This is a genomic window from Methylococcus sp. S1M (assembly GCF_051295855.1).
GTDB lineage: Bacteria > Pseudomonadota > Gammaproteobacteria > Methylococcales > Methylococcaceae > Methylococcus > Methylococcus capsulatus.
The window spans coordinates 278,817-296,126 of the sequence record NZ_JBPDXO010000002.1; the positions used below are offsets into that span (position 1 = coordinate 278,817).

General features: G+C 63.1%; 15 protein-coding genes. 10 read left to right on the forward strand and 5 right to left on the reverse strand.

Features of this window, described 5'->3' with window-relative positions:
• The first annotated feature begins 35 nt into the window (after positions 1 to 35).
• Both ACSHWJ_RS04910 and ACSHWJ_RS04915 read left to right on the forward strand, forming a co-directional pair.
• Positions 36 to 1,475 carry a glutamate synthase subunit beta gene (locus ACSHWJ_RS04910; protein WP_432539418.1) on the forward strand — a complete coding sequence of 480 codons (1,440 nt, stop codon included), beginning with the start codon at positions 36 to 38 and terminating at the stop codon, positions 1,473 to 1,475.
• Positions 1,476 to 1,634: 159 nt separating this feature from the next.
• Positions 1,635 to 3,092 carry a TrkH family potassium uptake protein gene (locus ACSHWJ_RS04915; RefSeq protein WP_017366338.1) on the forward strand — a complete coding sequence of 486 codons (1,458 nt, stop codon included), beginning with the start codon at positions 1,635 to 1,637 and terminating at the stop codon, positions 3,090 to 3,092.
• 65 nt (positions 3,093 to 3,157) lie between these two features.
• Here ACSHWJ_RS04915 and ACSHWJ_RS04920 read toward each other — a convergent pair whose 3' ends face one another.
• Together ACSHWJ_RS04920 and rpoS are read right to left on the reverse strand one after the other, a co-directional pair.
• The gene (locus ACSHWJ_RS04920; protein WP_017366339.1) at positions 3,158 to 3,547 is read right to left on the reverse strand and encodes a hypothetical protein; all 390 of its coding nucleotides are present in this window, start codon (positions 3,545 to 3,547) and stop codon (positions 3,158 to 3,160) included.
• Between the two features lie 70 nt (positions 3,548 to 3,617).
• Positions 3,618 to 4,649, reverse strand: coding sequence for an RNA polymerase sigma factor RpoS (rpoS, locus tag ACSHWJ_RS04925; protein WP_238536912.1), 1,032 nt, complete (start codon positions 4,647 to 4,649; stop codon positions 3,618 to 3,620).
• Between the two features lie 322 nt (positions 4,650 to 4,971).
• Between rpoS and acs the strand changes: the two genes are divergently transcribed.
• Positions 4,972 to 6,906: an acetate--CoA ligase gene (gene acs / locus ACSHWJ_RS04930; RefSeq protein WP_432539417.1), complete on the forward strand. Its 1,935-nt coding sequence runs from the start codon at positions 4,972 to 4,974 to the stop codon at positions 6,904 to 6,906.
• 54 nt (positions 6,907 to 6,960) lie between these two features.
• Complete coding sequence (glnK, locus tag ACSHWJ_RS04935) at positions 6,961 to 7,299, forward strand: P-II family nitrogen regulator (protein ID WP_010961288.1); 339 nt, start codon at positions 6,961 to 6,963, stop codon at positions 7,297 to 7,299.
• A 62-nt stretch (positions 7,300 to 7,361) separates the two neighbouring features.
• Here glnK and ACSHWJ_RS04940 read toward each other — a convergent pair whose 3' ends face one another.
• Together ACSHWJ_RS04940 and speE are read right to left on the reverse strand one after the other, a co-directional pair.
• Positions 7,362 to 7,934: a MarR family winged helix-turn-helix transcriptional regulator gene (locus ACSHWJ_RS04940; RefSeq protein WP_017366342.1), complete on the reverse strand. Its 573-nt coding sequence runs from the start codon at positions 7,932 to 7,934 to the stop codon at positions 7,362 to 7,364.
• 56 nt (positions 7,935 to 7,990) lie between these two features.
• Positions 7,991 to 8,848, reverse strand: coding sequence for a polyamine aminopropyltransferase (gene speE, locus ACSHWJ_RS04945; RefSeq protein ID WP_432539416.1), 858 nt, complete (start codon positions 8,846 to 8,848; stop codon positions 7,991 to 7,993).
• Positions 8,849 to 8,917: 69 nt separating this feature from the next.
• On the opposite strand from speE, the gene speA reads away from it, so the two are divergent.
• From speA to ACSHWJ_RS04975, 6 genes are read left to right on the forward strand one after another with little or no spacing between them, the layout of a single operon-like run.
• Entirely contained in the window at positions 8,918 to 10,795 is a 1,878-nt protein-coding gene (speA, locus tag ACSHWJ_RS04950; protein ID WP_017366344.1) for a biosynthetic arginine decarboxylase, read from the forward strand.
• 2 nt (positions 10,796 to 10,797) lie between these two features.
• Positions 10,798 to 11,667: an NAD(P)-dependent oxidoreductase gene (locus tag ACSHWJ_RS04955; RefSeq protein WP_256996565.1), complete on the forward strand. Its 870-nt coding sequence runs from the start codon at positions 10,798 to 10,800 to the stop codon at positions 11,665 to 11,667.
• Between the two features lie 53 nt (positions 11,668 to 11,720).
• Entirely contained in the window at positions 11,721 to 12,650 is a 930-nt protein-coding gene (gene glyQ / locus ACSHWJ_RS04960; protein ID WP_010961293.1) for a glycine--tRNA ligase subunit alpha, read from the forward strand.
• Positions 12,643 to 14,724 carry a glycine--tRNA ligase subunit beta gene (glyS, locus tag ACSHWJ_RS04965; RefSeq protein WP_432539415.1) on the forward strand — a complete coding sequence of 694 codons (2,082 nt, stop codon included), beginning with the start codon at positions 12,643 to 12,645 and terminating at the stop codon, positions 14,722 to 14,724. The genes glyQ and glyS overlap by 8 nt, the downstream gene beginning before the upstream one ends.
• 1 nt (position 14,725) lies before the next feature.
• Positions 14,726 to 15,265 (forward strand): D-glycero-beta-D-manno-heptose 1,7-bisphosphate 7-phosphatase, encoded by a 540-nt coding sequence (gene gmhB / locus ACSHWJ_RS04970; protein ID WP_017366347.1) that lies wholly within the window; start codon positions 14,726 to 14,728, stop codon positions 15,263 to 15,265.
• 34 nt (positions 15,266 to 15,299) lie between these two features.
• Positions 15,300 to 15,977 carry a lysophospholipid acyltransferase family protein gene (locus ACSHWJ_RS04975; protein ID WP_371129637.1) on the forward strand — a complete coding sequence of 226 codons (678 nt, stop codon included), beginning with the start codon at positions 15,300 to 15,302 and terminating at the stop codon, positions 15,975 to 15,977.
• Between the two features lie 10 nt (positions 15,978 to 15,987).
• On the opposite strand, the gene ACSHWJ_RS04980 is transcribed toward ACSHWJ_RS04975, so the two are convergent.
• Positions 15,988 to 17,190, reverse strand: a complete 1,203-nt coding sequence (locus ACSHWJ_RS04980) for an aminotransferase class I/II-fold pyridoxal phosphate-dependent enzyme (RefSeq protein WP_010961297.1) — start codon at positions 17,188 to 17,190, stop codon at positions 15,988 to 15,990.
• Positions 17,191 to 17,310: the final 120 nt, after the last annotated feature.

The window sequence follows — 17,310 nt, forward strand, 5'->3', positions numbered from 1 at the left end:
CGGCCCACAAAATCAAGAACGAGGTATCGAGAAAAATGGGAAAACCCACCGGTTTCATGGAAATCGCGCGGCAGGATCGGCGTTATACCCTGGTCGCCGACCGGATTCAGCACTACCGCGAATTCATCGTGCCGCTGAGCGACGAGGAAGTCAGCCGCCAGGGCGCCCGCTGCATGGACTGCGGCATCCCGTATTGCCACCAGGGCTGCCCGATCAACAACATCATTCCGGACTGGAACGATCTGGTGTACCAGGGCAACTGGGAGGAAGCGATCGAGGTGCTGCACAGCACCAACAACTTCCCGGAATTCACCGGCCGCATCTGCCCGGCTCCTTGCGAGGCGGCCTGCACGCTGAATCTCAACGACGAGCCGGTTACCATCAAGACCATCGAATGCTCGATCGTGGACAAGGCCTGGGAAGAGAACCGGATCCGGCCGCAGATTCCGCTCAAGCGCACTGACAAGCGGGTCGCGGTCGTCGGCTCCGGGCCGGCCGGTCTCGCCTGCGCCCAGCAACTGGCTCGCGCCGGTCACGGCGTGGTGGTCTATGAGAAGGCCGACCGCATCGGCGGCCTGCTGCGCTATGGCATTCCCGACTTCAAGATGGAAAAGCACCTGATCGACCGCCGCATCGCACAGATGCAGGCGGAAGGCGTGATCTTCCGTCCCAACTGCCACATCGGAGCCAATATTCCCCTGAGCCGGCTGACGGCCGATTTCGACGCCATCGTGCTGGCGGGCGGATCGGAAAAACCGCGCGACCTGCCCGTCCCCGGACGCGAATTGGCCGGCATCCATTTCGCGATGGAGTTCCTCAAGCAGCAGAACCGGCGTGTTGCCGGTGATACGATAGACGAAGCAGAAGGCATTCTGGCGACCGACAAACACGTCATCGTCATCGGCGGCGGCGATACCGGTTCCGACTGCATTGGCACCTCGGTGCGCCAGGGAGCCGCCTCGGTGGTGCAGTTGGAAATCCTGCCCCAACCGCCGGCCAAGGAAGACAAGAGTCTCACCTGGCCGAACTGGCCGAACCGGCTACGCACTTCTTCCTCCCAGGAGGAGGGCTGTGAACGGCATTGGAGCATCGCAACCAAGCGTTTCAGCGGTGAAAACGGCAAGGTGACCGCGATCCATTGCATCAAGGTCAACTGGAAACAGGAAGGCGGGCGCTGGGTCATGGAGGAAATCCCCGGCACCGAGTTCACACTCCAGGCCGACCTGGTTCTACTCGCCATGGGCTTCGTCCATCCGGTACAGGAGGGACTGCTGCAGGAAACCGGCGTCCGGCTGGACGAACGCGGCAATGTCCAGGCGGATACTCGAAACTATCGGACTTCGGTGGACAAGATCTTCGCGGCCGGCGACATGAGGCGAGGACAGTCGCTGGTAGTCTGGGCCATACGCGAGGGACGCCAGGCAGCCCGCGCGGTGGACGAGTTCCTCATGGGCCGATCCGACTTGCCGCGGTAAATCCGACGCCCCCATGAACCGCCCAAGGTCGTCGGGCGCGCCGGGATCATGGCCCCGATCCCGCAGAGCGGCCCGCGCCGGCAATCTGAGCGCGGCATGGTGCCCATGCCTATCCCAACAATGCCGTTGACGATGTCCTGGCCTGCCTCCCGTAGCACCGTGAAGCGCCTGCTGTCTTTGGCCCGCGTCTTCGGACTGATGCTGATCGTCTTCAGTCTGACCTATCTGCTCCCGATCATGGCATCCCTGCTGACGGGTGACGGTACTGCCCTTCTCTTCATCGAAGACGCGCTCTTCACCATCGGCGCCGGCGCTTTACTTTGGATCGCCACCCGGCAGTACCGCTACGATCTGAAGTCCAAAGACGGCTTCATCCTCGTCGTGCTGGCCTGGACCGGAATGGCGGCCTTCGCCACGTTCCCGCTGATATCGTACATCGAAGGGCTGTCGTTCACGGACGCCTATTTCGAAGCCATGTCTGGATTGACCACCACCGGGGCGACGGTGCTGGCCGGCCTGGATCAGCTGCCACCCGCCATCAATCTCTGGCGGCACGAACTGAACTGGCTCGGGGGGATGGGAATCATCGTGTTGGCGGTTGCGATCCTCCCCGTCCTCGGCATCGGCGGACGCCAGTTGTTCATGGCGGAAACGCCCGGCCCCATGAAAGAAAACAAGCTGACACCCCGGATCACGGAGACCGCCAAAAAACTTTGGCTGGTTTACGCATCTATTACCGCGGCTTGCATCCTGTGCCTCAAGATGGCCGGCATGAGCTGGCTGGACGCCGTCTGCCATGCCTTCGCCGCCATGAGCCTGGGCGGCTTCTCGACTCATGACGCCAGCGTCGGTTATTTCGACTCCCCCCTGATCGAAGGGGTCCTGATGGTCTTCATGTTGGTCGCGGGCATGAACTTCGCGACCCACTTCCTGGCGATCCACGCCCGGAGTCTGAAGGTGTATCGGCATGACATCGAGGCCATTCCCTACCTGGTTCTGGCGCTGGGTAGCTGCGTGGCCATCGCGCTGTTCCTGGTCGCACACCAAAGTTATTCTGATTTCTGGACCGCTCTGCGGCATGCGAGCTTCAACGTCGTGTCCATCGCCACCGACTGCGGGTTCGCCTCGGTGGACTACAACCAGTGGCCTTTGTTCGCACCGCTATGGATGTTATTCCTGAGCAGCGTTCTGGCTTGTACCGGCTCGACGGGGGGCGGCATCAAAATGATGCGCACACTGATCCTGATCAAACAAAGTCAATTGCAGATGCTGCTGCTCACCCATCCGACGGCGGTCAATCCGCTCAAGATCGGACACATGGTGATTCCCTCCAATATCATCCTGTCGGTGCTCGGTTTCATCTTCGTCTATTTCATGAGCATCGTCATTCTGACGTTGCTGCTGGTGGTCAGCGGGCTGGACATGGTGTCATCCTTCTCCGCCATCATCGCCAGTATCAACAACGCGGGCCCCGGACTCAACGTGGTGGGGCCGGCCAGCAATTACGCCGCGCTTTCCGACTTCCAGACTTGGACATGCACCATCGCGATGTTTCTGGGCCGCATCGAGGTTTTCACGGCACTGATCATTTTCACGCCGGCGTTCTGGCGCAAATAGGCTCCCAAAGAACGCACTGAAAGGGCGCCTCGGGTTGATCGATCAACGGGGCGGGCGACCGCCGTTCACGGCCACCACAATCCAGGCCCCCACATGCCCCAATTCATGGTGGCGTCGAGGTTGGTTTCCGCCGCCTGCCTCTGTTCGTCGGCGATTTCCTTTTCCACAGCGAGCTTCTGGAAGCGGGCGTAGGCATCCGCATCGCCGACATAGATGCACTGACAAATGTTGGCATCCGCGTAAATGTACATCACTTTGTCACCTTTCGGATGCGCAACCAGTTTGTACTGAGTCATCCCCTTGACATTGGCCTGCTGCTCCGCCGTTTGTGCATAGTTGATCTTGAATCCCGCCGCCGCCAACAATTGTTCCGTATCCTGGACCTTCTCCTCCAGAGAAGCGCATGCCGCCAAGCCGGCGGCAAGTCCCAGGCTTCCGAGTTTACGAAGCATCATGGTTGTCTCTCGAAGCCGTTGCATTCCAGCTAAATTTAGCGCAGATCGAACGCAGGGTCGACGGGCCTGCTCAACTCTGCAAGACCGCATCCGCCGTATAGCCTTCCGCCTCCAGGATCGAACGGAGCTTGAGCTGAGCCTCCCGCTGAATCTGACGCACCCGTTCGCGTGTCACTCCCAAGTCCGCGGCCACTGCCTCGAGCGTCGATACCTCATGCCCGCCGAGGCCGAAACGGCGCTGGAGGACTTCCCGCTGGCGCGGGTTCAGCCGTCCCAGCCATTCGTCGATTTTCTGTTCAATCCGCTCGGCGAGCAGCGTGTCGGTAACCGGACTCTGGCTGTCATCCGGCGCCATGTCCAGCAAGGATTTGGAAGAATCGGCCGTGATCGGCGCATCGGCCGACAAATCTTTTTCACTCAGCCTGAGAAGCTGTTCGACGCGCTCGGACGGTTTGTCGAGTTGCCGGGCCACGTCCTGGGCCGTTGGCGTGCCCTGCATCTTGGCGGAAAGGCTCCGATAGGCCTTCAGGACGGCGTTCATTTCCTTAGCCACGTGGATTGGAAGCCGGATCGCCCGGACCTGACTCATCAGAGCGCGCTCGATCGTCTGCCGTATCCACCACGTGGCATAGGTGGAAAAACGGAAACCACGTTCCGGCTCGAACTTTTCGACGGCGCGGATCAGGCCGAGATTGCCCTCCTCGATCAGATCGAGCAAAGGCAATCCGCGGTTCAGATAGCGGCGCGCAATCTTGACGACCAGGCGCAGATTGCTTTCGATCATGAGGCGGCGGGCATCCTCGTCACCCTCGAGGGCGAGCCGCCCGAAGTGTTTTTCCTCCTCCGCCGTCAAAAGCCTCCATTTCCCCAACTGGTTCATGTAGATGCGTGTTGCATCAAGCTCCGAACCCGTCTCGACCGTATCTCCGCCGTCATCGACGATATCCTCGCACCAGATCTCGGCGCCGCAGCCATCCTCGGCGTCCCTTTCGCTCTCCCCCCCGGCATCCATTTCGATTTCGATCTCGACCACCTCTTCGGCATATCCCAAACCTTCGACGAGGCTCCCGTCCAACCCCAAAACGACTTCAGACGACATCATTTTCATCCTCAACAGACACGCCGGCCGCGGCCCATGAGCCGAAGCGGCATTCGCACCACCCGTTATCGCGAACGTCCGCGACAACGCCCCTTCCATTTAACCTCGCCCCGCATTGTATACCTTTCCGGGCAAGAAAAACCCTATTTGCATGAAGGAAACGAACACCTGTTGTCCAGGTAACCGCCACCGGCGAATGCCTGCGATACCGTGGACTGGTTTTCGATTTCATTGTCACCGATGCCGCCCTAAAATTCACCCGATTTGACCGGTGCTTCCTGAGTATAATTCCCGGTCCGCAGCCGACCGGACGAGCGACAATCGAATGAAAACAGAACATGTCTACCCCGTGCCCTCCGATATTGCGACGTCCGCCAGAATAACCGACGAAATCTATCGGGAAATGTATGACCGGTCTATCAGGGACCCGGAAGGATTCTGGGCCGAGCTGGCTCAGGAGTTCATCAGCTGGAACACCCCCTGGCAGCGGGTGGCGCGCTGGAATTTCCATACCCCATCCATCGAATGGTTCTCCGGTGCCCGCCTTAACGTGTCTTACAATTGTCTGGACCGCCATCTGGCTGACCGGCGCGACCAAACGGCCATTCTGTGGGAGGGCGACGAGCCCGGCGACCAGCGCGCCCTGACCTACGGCGAGCTGCACGACCGGGTCTGCCGGTTTGCCAATGTGCTCAAATCCCATGGCGTAGGCAAGGGTGACCGGGTGTGCATCTATTTGCCGATGATCCCGGAAGCCGCCGTAGCCATGCTGGCCTGTGCCCATATAGGCGCCATCCACTCGATCGTGTTCGGCGGGTTTTCGTCCGAGGCATTGAAAGACCGGATTCTGGATGCCGATTGCCGCGTCCTGATCTGCGCCGACGAAGGCCGACGGGGCGGCAAATTCGTCCCGCTCAAACGTAACGTCGACGCCGCGCTGAGCCAGTGCCCGCATGTCGAAACCGTGCTGGTGGTCCGCCATACGGGCCGTCCGGTGGACTGGACCGCGGGGCGCGACCACTGGTTTCACGAGGCCGTGCAATCCGCATCGGCCGACTGCCCCCCCGAGGACATGGATGCGGAAGACCCGCTGTTCATCCTCTACACTTCCGGCTCGACCGGCAAGCCGAAAGGGGTGGTCCATACGACCGGCGGCTACCTGCTGTTTGCCGCCGTTACGCACAAATACGTGTTCGATTACCGCGACGGCGAAGTGTACTGGTGCACCGCGGACATCGGCTGGATCACCGGCCACAGCTACGTGGTCTTCGGCCCCTTGTGCAACGGGGCGACCACACTGATGTTCGAGGGCGTGCCGACCTACCCCACACCGGCACGGCTATGGCAGATCATCGACAAATATCAGGTCAGCATTTTCTACACGGCGCCGACGGTCATCCGGGCGCTGATGGGACTGGGCGCGGACTGGGTGAAGCAGGCCGACCGCCACAGCCTGCGAATACTGGGCTCGGTCGGCGAACCCATCAATCCGGAAGCTTGGGAATGGTATTACCAGGAAGTCGGCGAGAAACGCTGCCCCGTGCTCGACACCTGGTGGCAGACCGAAACCGGCGGCATCATGATCACCCCACTGCCCGGCGCCACACCGCTCAAACCCGGCTCCGCCACCCGCCCCTTCTTCGGCGTCGTCCCCGTCATCCTGGATCCCCAGGGCAACGAGCTGACGGGCCCGGCAGAGGGCGTCCTGGCGATCGCCGCATCCTGGCCAGGCCAGGCGCGTACCGTATTCCGCAATCACGATCGTTTCCGTGAAACGTATTTCGCCCTCTATCCGGGGAAGTACTTCACCGGCGATGGCGCGCGCCGGGATGCCGACGGTTATTACTGGATCACCGGACGGGTGGACGACGTGATCAACGTCTCGGGGCACCGCATGGGAACCGCCGAAATCGAGAGCGCCCTGGTACTGCACGACAGCGTCGCCGAAGCCGCGGTGGTCGGTTACCCGCACAACATCAAGGGCCAGGGCATCTACGCCTATGTCACCCTGGTCGCCGATGCCGTCCCGAGCGAGGACCTGAAACGGCAACTGATCGAACTGGTCCGGGAGGAAATCGGCGCGATCGCGACCCCTGACATCATCCAGTGGACGCCGGCCCTGCCGAAGACGAGATCGGGTAAAATCATGCGGCGCATCCTGCGAAAGATCGCAGCCAACGAGCTGGATCAACTGGGAGATACGTCGACACTGGCCGACCCGGCGGTCGTCGAAGACATCATCCGGAACAAACCGGCCTAGCGGCTGCTGCCACGATTCGCTCACCTGAAAGAACAACGATCCGCGGAGACGATCATGAAACTCATCACTGCAATCATCAAACCCTTCAAGCTCGACGACGTGCGCGAAGCGCTTTCCGATATCGGCGTGAGTGGACTGACGGTCACCGAAGTCAAGGGGTTCGGCCGGCAAAAAGGCCACACCGAACTTTACCGCGGGGCCGAATACGTCGTGGATTTCCTCCCGAAGGTGAAACTGGAAATCGCAGTGGCCGACACGCTGGTCGATGCGGCAGTCGATGCCATCGTCAAGGCGGCCAACACGGGAAAGATCGGCGATGGCAAAATCTTCATCACTTCCATCGACCAGGCGATCCGCATCCGCACCGGCGAGACGGGCGACCAGGCGCTGTAACGGCGCAGCCCCGGCGACACAACAAGGACTACACGGACAGCTTTCCCGGCTGTCCGCCCTCCTCAATCCCCGGCGGGCAGTTGATGCTCGCGGCAGATCATCTCGGCATCCTCCTCGAACAGTCGTTCGCCGGTGAGGCCGCATCGGCGGCTGGCGTCTTCCAGAACGATGTGATGACGGCAGCTCTTGCAGGCCCCGAAAGTCTTGAGCCGGTTGGCGACCTGCATCGCCTGGAGCACGCCGGCGAGGGCGGATTCGAGCAACGGACGCTGATCCTGCGGAATCGCGCGCAGTGCCGCGCGCAGCACGCGGGGCGGAATCGACTCGTCCAGCAGCCGCCGGCCGGTCTCGGTCAACAGCACGTGCACCACGCGCCGGTCGCGGGCATCGCTTTCCTTGACGATCAGGCCGTTGTTTTCCAGGACGGCCAGGGTTTGCGAGACCGTCCCCTTGGTCAGTCCGAGATATTCGGCGACGGCCAGCGGCGTATTGCTGTAGCGGTTGCAGCTGGCCAGATAATGGAGGGCTTCGAGCTGCACGGGCTGCAGCCCTTTGAAGCTTTCGGACCGGCGCGCATCCATGCGGATGAGGTTCGAAATCCGCTCCAGATAATCGTATATGCGATCAGCTTCCATGGCGACAAATGGTATCGGACCGATCGCATCTTGACAAATGGCCGGCTGTCATGCGCTCAGACCAACTCGCGCAGGGCATCGCCGAAAAATTCCGGAACGGCGAACGCGGCCCGGTGGATGTCCGCGTTGTAATACCGGGTCGGAAACAGCTTCGCCTCCGCCGCATCCGCGCGGAACCGGTTCAGGTCCCCCTTCCCCGCCATGGTCGCGCTCCACCAGCCCGAGGGATAGATGAATTGCGGGAAGAACAGCGTGCGCGTCTGGGCAAAACCCGCCTGCCGCATGATGCGGTGCATCGAGGCAATGAGAGGCAGGTGGAACAGGGGCGATTCGCTCTGCTGCACCAGGATACCGTCGGTGCGCAGACAGCGGTGGCATTGGCGAAAAAACGCCTCGTTGAACAGCCCTTCCGCCGGACCGACGGGATCGGTGCTGTCGACGATGATGACGTCGACGCACCCATCCGGCGCCTCCTTCACCCACTGGATGCCGTCGATGAACAACAGCTCCGCGCGGGGGTCGCCGTTGGCTTCGCACAGTTCGGGGAAATACCGTTCCGCCAGCCGCGTCACCCGCTCGTCGATGTCGATCTGCACCGCCTTCTCGACTTCAGAGTGCTTCAACACCTCTCGCAGGCTGCCGCAGTCTCCGCCGCCGATGATCCACACGGTCTTCGGGGCGGGATGGGTGTACAGCACGGGATGCGTCATCATTTCGTGATAGAGGAAATTGTCGCGGTCGCTCACCATGGTGCAGCCGTCGATCACCATGAGCTTGCCGAACGATTCGGTATCGTAGATCTCGATGCGCTGGAAGGGTGTCTGCTCCTCGTGCAGCTTAGCCCTGACTTTCAGCGACAGCGCACTGCCATTATCGGGATAGGATTCGGTAAACCAGTCCTGTGCGTCGCACATGGAACTCCTCCTGCGTGGAAAAAATGTCGCATTCTCCCCATAATTGGAGGTTTTTGAAAGACAGTCCCCATGACAAAAGCGAACTGGACGCTGAGCGACGCCCGCGACACTTACGCCATCGAGCACTGGAGCGATGGGTATTTCAACATCGCGCCGGAGGGCGAAGTCGTGGTCTGTCCGCAGCGGGGAAGCGTCGAGGGAGGCGTAAGCATCGCCGCCATTGCCCGCGGCGTCCGTGCCGAGGGATTGTCCTTGCCCGTGCTGATGCGCTTTCCCCACATCCTGCACGACCGGGTCCGCCTTCTGACGTCGGCGTTCGGCAAGGCGCGGGCCGCCTACCACTACGGAGCCGGCTATACGCCGGTGTACCCGATCAAAGTCAACCAGCAGCGCAACGTCATCGAGAACATTCTCCGCGCCGGCGGCGTCGGCCTCGAGGCCGGCAGCAAATCGGAACTGCTCGCCATCCTTGCCCTGGCGGAGTCCGGCACCATCATCTGCAATGGCTACAAGGATCGCGCCTACATCCGGCTGGCCCTGATCGGCAGCCGGTTGGGGCTGCGGGTCTTCATCGTGGTCGAAAAACTGTCTGAACTCGAACTGGTGGTGAGCGAATCCGAAGCGCTCGGCATCGCCCCGCAGCTCGGTGTACGGATCAGGCTCTCCAGCATCAGCGCCGGCAAATGGCAGAATAGCGGCGGCGAAAAATCGAAATTCGGCCTGCACGCGGGTGAAATCCTGAAGTTCCTCAAACGGCTGGAGCGCGCCGGAGGACTCGGCTGGGTACGGCTGATGCATTTCCACATGGGATCCCAGGTGGCCAACATCAATGACGTCAAGACCGCCCTGCGCGAAGCCGGCCGCTACTATGCGGAACTACGGCGGCTGGGGGCGCCGGTCGATCATGTCGACGTCGGCGGCGGCCTCGGCATCGACTACGAAGGCACGCATTCGGTCAGCGACTGCTCGATCAACTACAGCGTGGATGAATACGCCCACAGCATCGTGCGGGCTTTCTCCGAACTCTGTGCCGAACAGGGACTGCCCCAGCCGGACCTGATCACCGAAGCCGGTCGGGCGATGAGCGCGCACCATGCCGTGCTGGTAACCAACGTCGTCGACATCGAGGCGGCCACCTATGACGCCAGCCCGGTCTCCGCCTCGGTGGCCCAGCCATTGAAGGACCTGGAGGACCTGCTCCGCCGGGTGGACAGCGAATCGGTACTGGGCATCTACCACGATGCCGAGTTCGACCTCGCCGAAACCCGGACCATGTACGTTCAAGGCAAGATCGGCCTGGACCAGCTGGCAGAAGCCGAACGGCTCCACGCCACCCTCTGCCACGAAGTGCAGCAGCGTCTCGACATCCGGCTGAGGGCCCACCGGGCCGTGCTGGACGAGCTCAACGAGCGCCTGGCCGACAAGCTGTTCTGCAATTTCTCGGTCTTCCAGTCGATTCCCGATGCCTGGGCGATCGATCAGATCTTCCCGGTCATGCCGCTGCAACGGCTTGGCGAAGAACCCACCCGCCGCGCCGTGATCCAGGACATGACCTGCGATTCCGACGGACGGATCAACGCCTACATCGACCGGCAGAGCATCGAGAACACCCTGCGTATGCATGCGCCGGCCCCCGGCGAACCCTACCTGATAGGCTTCTTCCTGGTCGGCGCCTACCAGGAAATCCTGGGCGACATGCACAATCTGTTCGGGGACACCCACTCGGTGGATGTCGAACTGGACGGCGCGGGCGGTTATACCTTCACCCACACCCGGAGGGGCGACGGCGCCGACGATCTGCTGCGCTATGTCCACATCGATCCTGACGAACTGGAACGTTCCTACCGCAAGAAGCTGATCGAAGCCGACATCCCGATGCACCAGCGCAAGCAGTACGAAAGCGAGCTGATCGCGGGACTCAGCAACTACACCTACCTGGAGGAATGAGCATGAAGACCGGCTTCGTCGGGCTCGGCGCCATGGGACTGGGCATGGCCCGCAACCTCCGGCGGGCGGGCCTGCTGGCCGGCGTCTGGAACCGTACGCCGGAAAAAGCCCGGGCATTCGCCGCCGAGACCGGCGCCCCTGCCTGGGCAACGCTCACGGAAATGGCTCCGGCCTGCGACGTGATCGTGACCTGCGTTTCGGCGGATGCCGATGTGCTGGAGGTGATCGCAGCCCTCACACCCGGACTCCGACCGGGCGCGGTCATCGTCGACTGCTCGACGGTCGGCGTGGCCACCGCCCGCCGCGCCGCCGAGGCCGTCCGCCAGGCGGGCGGCGATTTTCTCGATGCCCCGGTGAGCGGCGGCGTCGAGGGCGCCCGCGACGGCACCCTGGCCCTGATGATCGGCGGCCGGGCCGAAACCGTGGAAAAAGTCCGGCCGGTGCTCGCAGCAATGGGCAACCGCCTCATGCACATGGGCGACACCGGCGCCGGCCAGGCCACGAAAGCGGTGAACCAGGTGATGTGCGCCGGCATCAACCAGGCCGTCACCGAGGCACTGGCATTCGGGCAAGCCTTGGATCTGGATCTGGACAAGGTCATCGACGTGGTCTCCGGCGGCGCCGCCGGCAACTGGTTCCTGGACAAACGCGGCAAGACCATGATCCGCGGCAGCTTCCAGCCCGGCTTCAAGCTGTCCCTGCACCACAAGGACCTGAACATCTGCCTGGAGATGGCGGAAAGATTGGGAATCCCCCTGCCGCTGAGCACCCGGAGCCGGGACGACTACGCCGAACTCATGGCCCGGGGATACGGCGACGACGACATCTCCGGCCTGTTCCGGCTGAAGTCGGCCGCGCGCCCCAAGGGCTGACCCCATACTTTCGGATATAATTCCCGCCCGCACGAAAACCTTTCGGACCGCTTGTGCCTACGTCGAACGCCCCCGAAACCCCGAGCTTCCAGGATCTGATCCTGACCCTCCAACGCTATTGGGCCGAGCAAGGCTGCGTGATCCTCCAGCCGCTGGATCTGGAGGTCGGCGCCGGAACTTTCCATCCCGCGACCTTCCTCCGCGCCATCGGCCCGGAACCCTGGAACACCGCCTACGTGCAGCCCTCGCGCCGCCCCACCGACGGCCGCTATGGCGACAACCCCAACCGGCTGCAGCATTACTACCAGTTCCAGGTGGTGCTGAAGCCCTCGCCGCCCGACATCCAGGAACTCTATCTCGGCTCGCTGCGCCTGCTCGGCTTCGACCTCCTCGAACACGACGTCCGCTTCGTCGAGGACAACTGGGAATCGCCCACGCTCGGCGCCTGGGGCCTGGGCTGGGAAGTCTGGCTGAACGGCATGGAAGTGACCCAGTTCACCTATTTCCAGCAGGTCGGCGGCCTCGACTGCCGGCCGGTCAGCGGCGAGATCACCTACGGCCTGGAGCGCATCGCCATGTACGTGCAGGGCGTGGAGAACGTCTACGACCTGGTCTGGACGCGGGGACCTCAGGGCATCGTCCGTTACGGCGACGTGTTCCATCAGAACGAGGTCGAGATGTCGGCCTTCAACTTCGAGCATGCCAACACCGAATTCCTCTTCAGCGCCTTCGACACCTACGAGCGCGAATGCCGCCAGCTCATCGCGCTGGGGCTGCCCCTCCCAGCCTACGAGATGGTGCTGAAGGCCTCGCACACCTTCAACCTGCTCGATGCCCGCCGGGCCATCTCGGTCACCGAGCGCCAGCGCTTCATCCTGCGGGTGCGCGAACTCGCCAAGGCCGTGGCCGAAGCCTATTACCAGCGCCGCGAAGCCTTGGGATTCCCGATGCTCGACGCCAAGGAGGAGCACGCTCATGGCTGAGACCCGCGATCTTCTGTTCGAACTGGGCACCGAGGAGCTGCCGCCGAAATCCCTGCTCAAGCTGAGCGAAGCGCTCAAGGACCACGTGGCTGCCGGGCTGGAAAAAGCCGGCCTGTCGTATGCCGGCATCGAAGCCTACGCCACGCCGCGCCGGCTCGCCCTGCTGGTCCGCCGACTGGCGGCGGCCCAGCCGGACCAGACCATCGAGCGGCGCGGCCCGGCGCTGAACGCGGCTTACGATGCCCAGGGGGCGCCCACCAAGGCCACCGTGGGCTTCGCCAGAAGCTGCGGCGTCACCACCGATCAGCTCATCACCCTGAAGACCGAGAAAGGCGAGTGGGTGGGCGTGATCCAGGAAGTCCGAGGCCGAGCCACCGAAGCGCTGATCCCCGATATCATCCGCCAGGCACTGACCGCGCTGCCCATCGCCAAGCGCATGCGCTGGGGCTCGGGACTGGCCGAATTCGTCCGCCCCGTGCAGTGGGTGGTACTGCTCTACGGCGGTACGGTAGTCGAGTGCGAGATTCTCGGCGTCGCCTCAGGCCGGACCACCCGCGGCCACCGCTGCCATGCGCCGGACCCGATCGAGATCACGAATCCCACTGAATACGCCGGCCTGCTGACTACTCGAGGCCATGTGCTGCCGGACTTCGGCGAGCGCCGCGCTTGCATCGAGCGGCTCGCCGTGGAAACCGCCGCGACGGTGAACGGCAAGCCGCTGATCGACCCCAATCTCTTGGACGAGATCACCGCCCTGGTCGAATGGCCGGTGCCGGTGCTGGGTGGCTTCGAGGCGCGCTATCTGAGCCTGCCACCGGAAGTCCTGATCACCACCATGCAGGACAATCAGAAATACTTCCCGGTGGTCGACGCCGAAGGCGGACTGCTGCCCCATTTCATCACCTTCAGCAACATCGACAGCCGCCGGCCCGAGTTCGTGCGCGAGGGCAACGAACGCGTGGTCCGGCCGCGTCTGGCGGACGCCGAATTCTTCTGGAACCAGGACCGCAAGCGCACCCTGGAAGAGCGGGTCGAGGAACTGGGCCAGGTCACCTTCCAGAACAAGCTCGGCTCGGTGCTCGACAAGACCCGGCGGGTGCAGCAGCTGGCGGTGTTCATTGCCGAGTCCCTGAACGTGGATCCCAGCTTTGTCGAGCGCGCCGCCCTGCTGGCGAAAGCCGACCTCCTGACCCACATGGTCGGCGAGTTCACCGAACTGCAGGGTCTCATGGGCCGCTATTACGCCCTTGCGGAAGGAGAACCCTACGAAGTAGCGCTCGCCATCGAGGAACAGTATCTGCCCAAGGTGTCGGGCGGCGCGCTGCCGGCTTCGCGCACCGGCGAAATCCTGGCGCTGGCGGAAAAGATCGACACTCTGGCCGGCATCTTCAGCGTCGGCCTGGTCCCCAGCGGGGACCGCGACCCTTATGCCTTGCGCCGTGCCGCACTGGGCATCATCCGCATCCTGATTGAGAAACGGCTCGACCTGGATGTCGAAGTCCTGCTGGAAAAGGCGTTGAACCTGCTCCCCCATGGCTTCGATCCAGAGGCGACCCGCTCGGCGCTGCTGGACTTCATCTACGAGCGCCTGCGCGGCTACTGCCTGGAGCAGGGTTACCGCCACGACGAGTTCGAGGCCGTCCTGGCGATCCGGCCAACCAACCTGGCCGATTTCCTGGACAGGCTCGCTGCGGTACGCGAATTCCGCGGCCTCACTGCCGCCGAAAGCCTCGCCGCGGCCAACAAACGCATCCGCAACATCCTGCGCAAATCGGGCGAAACGGTGGTCGCGAATGCGGAGGAACGGATCCTGATCGAGCCTTCGGAAAAGGCACTGCTGGCAGCGGCCCGCAAGGCGCACGCCGACATCCTGCCGCTGCTGCACGCCCGCGACTACACCACAGCGCTGTGTCGCCTGGCACAACTGCGGGACTGCGTCGACGCATTCTTCGACACGGTGATGGTGATGTGCGAGGACGTGTCCCTGCGCAGCAACCGGCTCGGGCTGCTGGCCCTGGTCGAGGGGCTGTTCCTGAACGTCGCCGACATCTCCACCCTGCAGCCGGCTCAATGACATGCGCTATGTGATCCTGGACCGGGATGGCGTCATCAACGAAGACTCCGACCACTACATCAAGTCGCCGGAGGAATGGCGCCCGATTCCCGGCAGCCTCGACGCCATTGCCCTGCTGACCCGCCACGGCTTCCGGGTCGTGGTGCTGACCAATCAGTCCGGCATTGCCCGCCGATTGTTCAGTCCCGCCGCGCTGGAAGCGATCCACGACAAGATGCGCACCCTGGTCCGGGAGACCGGCGGCGAAATCTTCGACATTTTCCTGTGCCCGCATGGCCCCGAAGACGTCTGCGGCTGCCGCAAACCCCGGCCTGGGCTGTTCTACGCCTTCGCCGAAAAATACGATGCGGAACTCGCCGGCACGCCGGCCGTGGGCGATTCGCTGCGCGACATCGAGGCGGCGGCGGCGGCGGGCGCTGCGCCGATCCTGGTCGAAACCGGCAAGGGCATGCGCACGCTGGAGCGGAATCCCGAACTCGATGTCCCCACCTTCCCCGACCTCTATGCAGCCGCACAACACATCGTTTTCAGCCAGACTTGAGATCATTCTGCGTTCGGCGGTGTTTTTCGCAGGCATGGCCCTCTCGACGCTGGTCATCGCGCCATGCATGATCGCTGCTCGTCCTTTCTCGTTCGGCGTACGCTGGGCTCTGGCCAACCGCTGGGTCCGGTTCAATCTCTGGATGTTGAGGATCGTGTGCCGGCTGGACTTCCAGGTCCAGGGCCGGGAAAACATTCCGCTCCAGCCCGGCGTCATCCTCTGCAAACACCAGTCGGCCTGGGAAACCCTCGCGCTGCAGGTGATCTTCCCGCCCCTGGTCTTCATCCTCAAGCAAGAACTGCTGAGGCTGCCGGTCTGGGGCTGGGCGATGGCGACGCTCAAGCCCATCGCCATCAACCGGGCGCACAAGACGGCGGCGCTCAGGCAGGTGCTGAACGAGGGCGTCAAACGGCTGAAAGAAGGGCTATGGGTGGTCGTGTTCCCGGAAGGCACCCGCGTCGCCCCCGGCAAGAAGGGACACTACGGCGCCAGCGGCGCCATGCTGGCCCACCGCGCCGGCTGTCCGGTGGTGCCGGTAGCGCACAATGCCGGCGAATACTGGAGCCGCCGCGCTTTCCTGAAGTACCCCGGTACCATCCAGGTCCGCGTCGGACCAGCGATCGATGCCGCCAGTCTCGACGCGGCGGAAGTCACCGCTCGAGCCGAGCGCTGGATCGAAGCCCAGATGCAGGAAATCGGCCGGGGCCGTTGATACCGGCCTTTTAACCGGTCACGAAACGGCGAATCCGTCCGACCGCCTCCTGCAGCACCGGAATGTCGGCCGTATAGGCGAAACGCAGATAACGCTCCGGCGACTGGGCGCCGAAGTCCTTGCCCGGTGTCACCGCGACGCCGGCCGTCTCCAGGAGGCGCGCGGCGAACTCCGCGCTGTCTTCGGCAAACGCCGAGCAGTCGGCATAGATGTAGAACGCTCCGGACGGCGCGACCGGCACTCCGAATCCCAGTTTCACCAGTTCCCCCCAAAGAAAATCACGGCGCGCCTCGAAAGCCCGTCGGCGGCGTTCGAGTTCGGCGCGACTTTCTTCCGAGAATGCCGCCAGCGCCGCGTACTGGGACAGGGTGGGCGCGGAAATGAAGATGTTCTGAGCCACCCGTTCCACGGCGGCCGCGTATGCCTCCGGCACGACCACCCAGCCCAGACGCCAGCCGGTCATGCCGAAATACTTCGAAAAGCTGTTGACGACGAATGTGTGCTGACCGAACTCCAGGGCACTGACCGCGCGTCCGCCGTATTCCAGCCCGTGGTAAATCTCGTCCGAAATCAGGATGCCCCCCTCGGCTTCGAACCATTCCACCAGCTCCCGCAACACCCCTGTACGCATGACCGTGCCGGTCGGATTGGAAGGCGAGGCACTGATCGCCACCGGAACGTCTCCCCCGCAGTGCATTCGGCACAAGGCGGCGTTCAACTGGAAATCCTGCTCGGCCCCCACCGGCACGGCATGCGGATCACCCGAATACAGACGCACGAAATTGGAATAACAAGGGTAGCCGGGATCGGCCAGCATCACACGCCGGCCAGGTGACAGGGCGACGGCCAGCGCCAGAGACAACGCACCCGAGGCGCCCGGGGTGAGAAATATCCGCTGCGGCGCGACCGCCACCCCATAGCGTTCGGCGTAGTAGGCCGCGATACGCTCTCGCAGTTCCGGCAGCCCGGCAGCGGGGGTATAGCGCACCTGTCCGCCGGCCAGAAATCGGGTCGCCGCCGCAGCCACCGGTTCGGGTGTCGGAAAATCCGGCTCGCCGATCTCGAGGTGGACGATCGAACGCCCGGAGGACTCCAGCTCCCTCGCGCGCGCCAGGATTGCCATGACGTGGAACGGCCGGATGGCGTCGGCCAGACAACCGCCCTGCTCCGCTGCCGGTATCGGCTGACCAGCCTCGTGCTGTCGCCGGTTCATCGCATCCCCCGTAAACCTGACGGAAAAAGCTCCATTTTACGGTTAAAATCCGAGCGCAATGGATCCGACCGTAGCGGCACGGAGCGGTCGGTGATCTTTCGACTCCTCCATCAACCATGA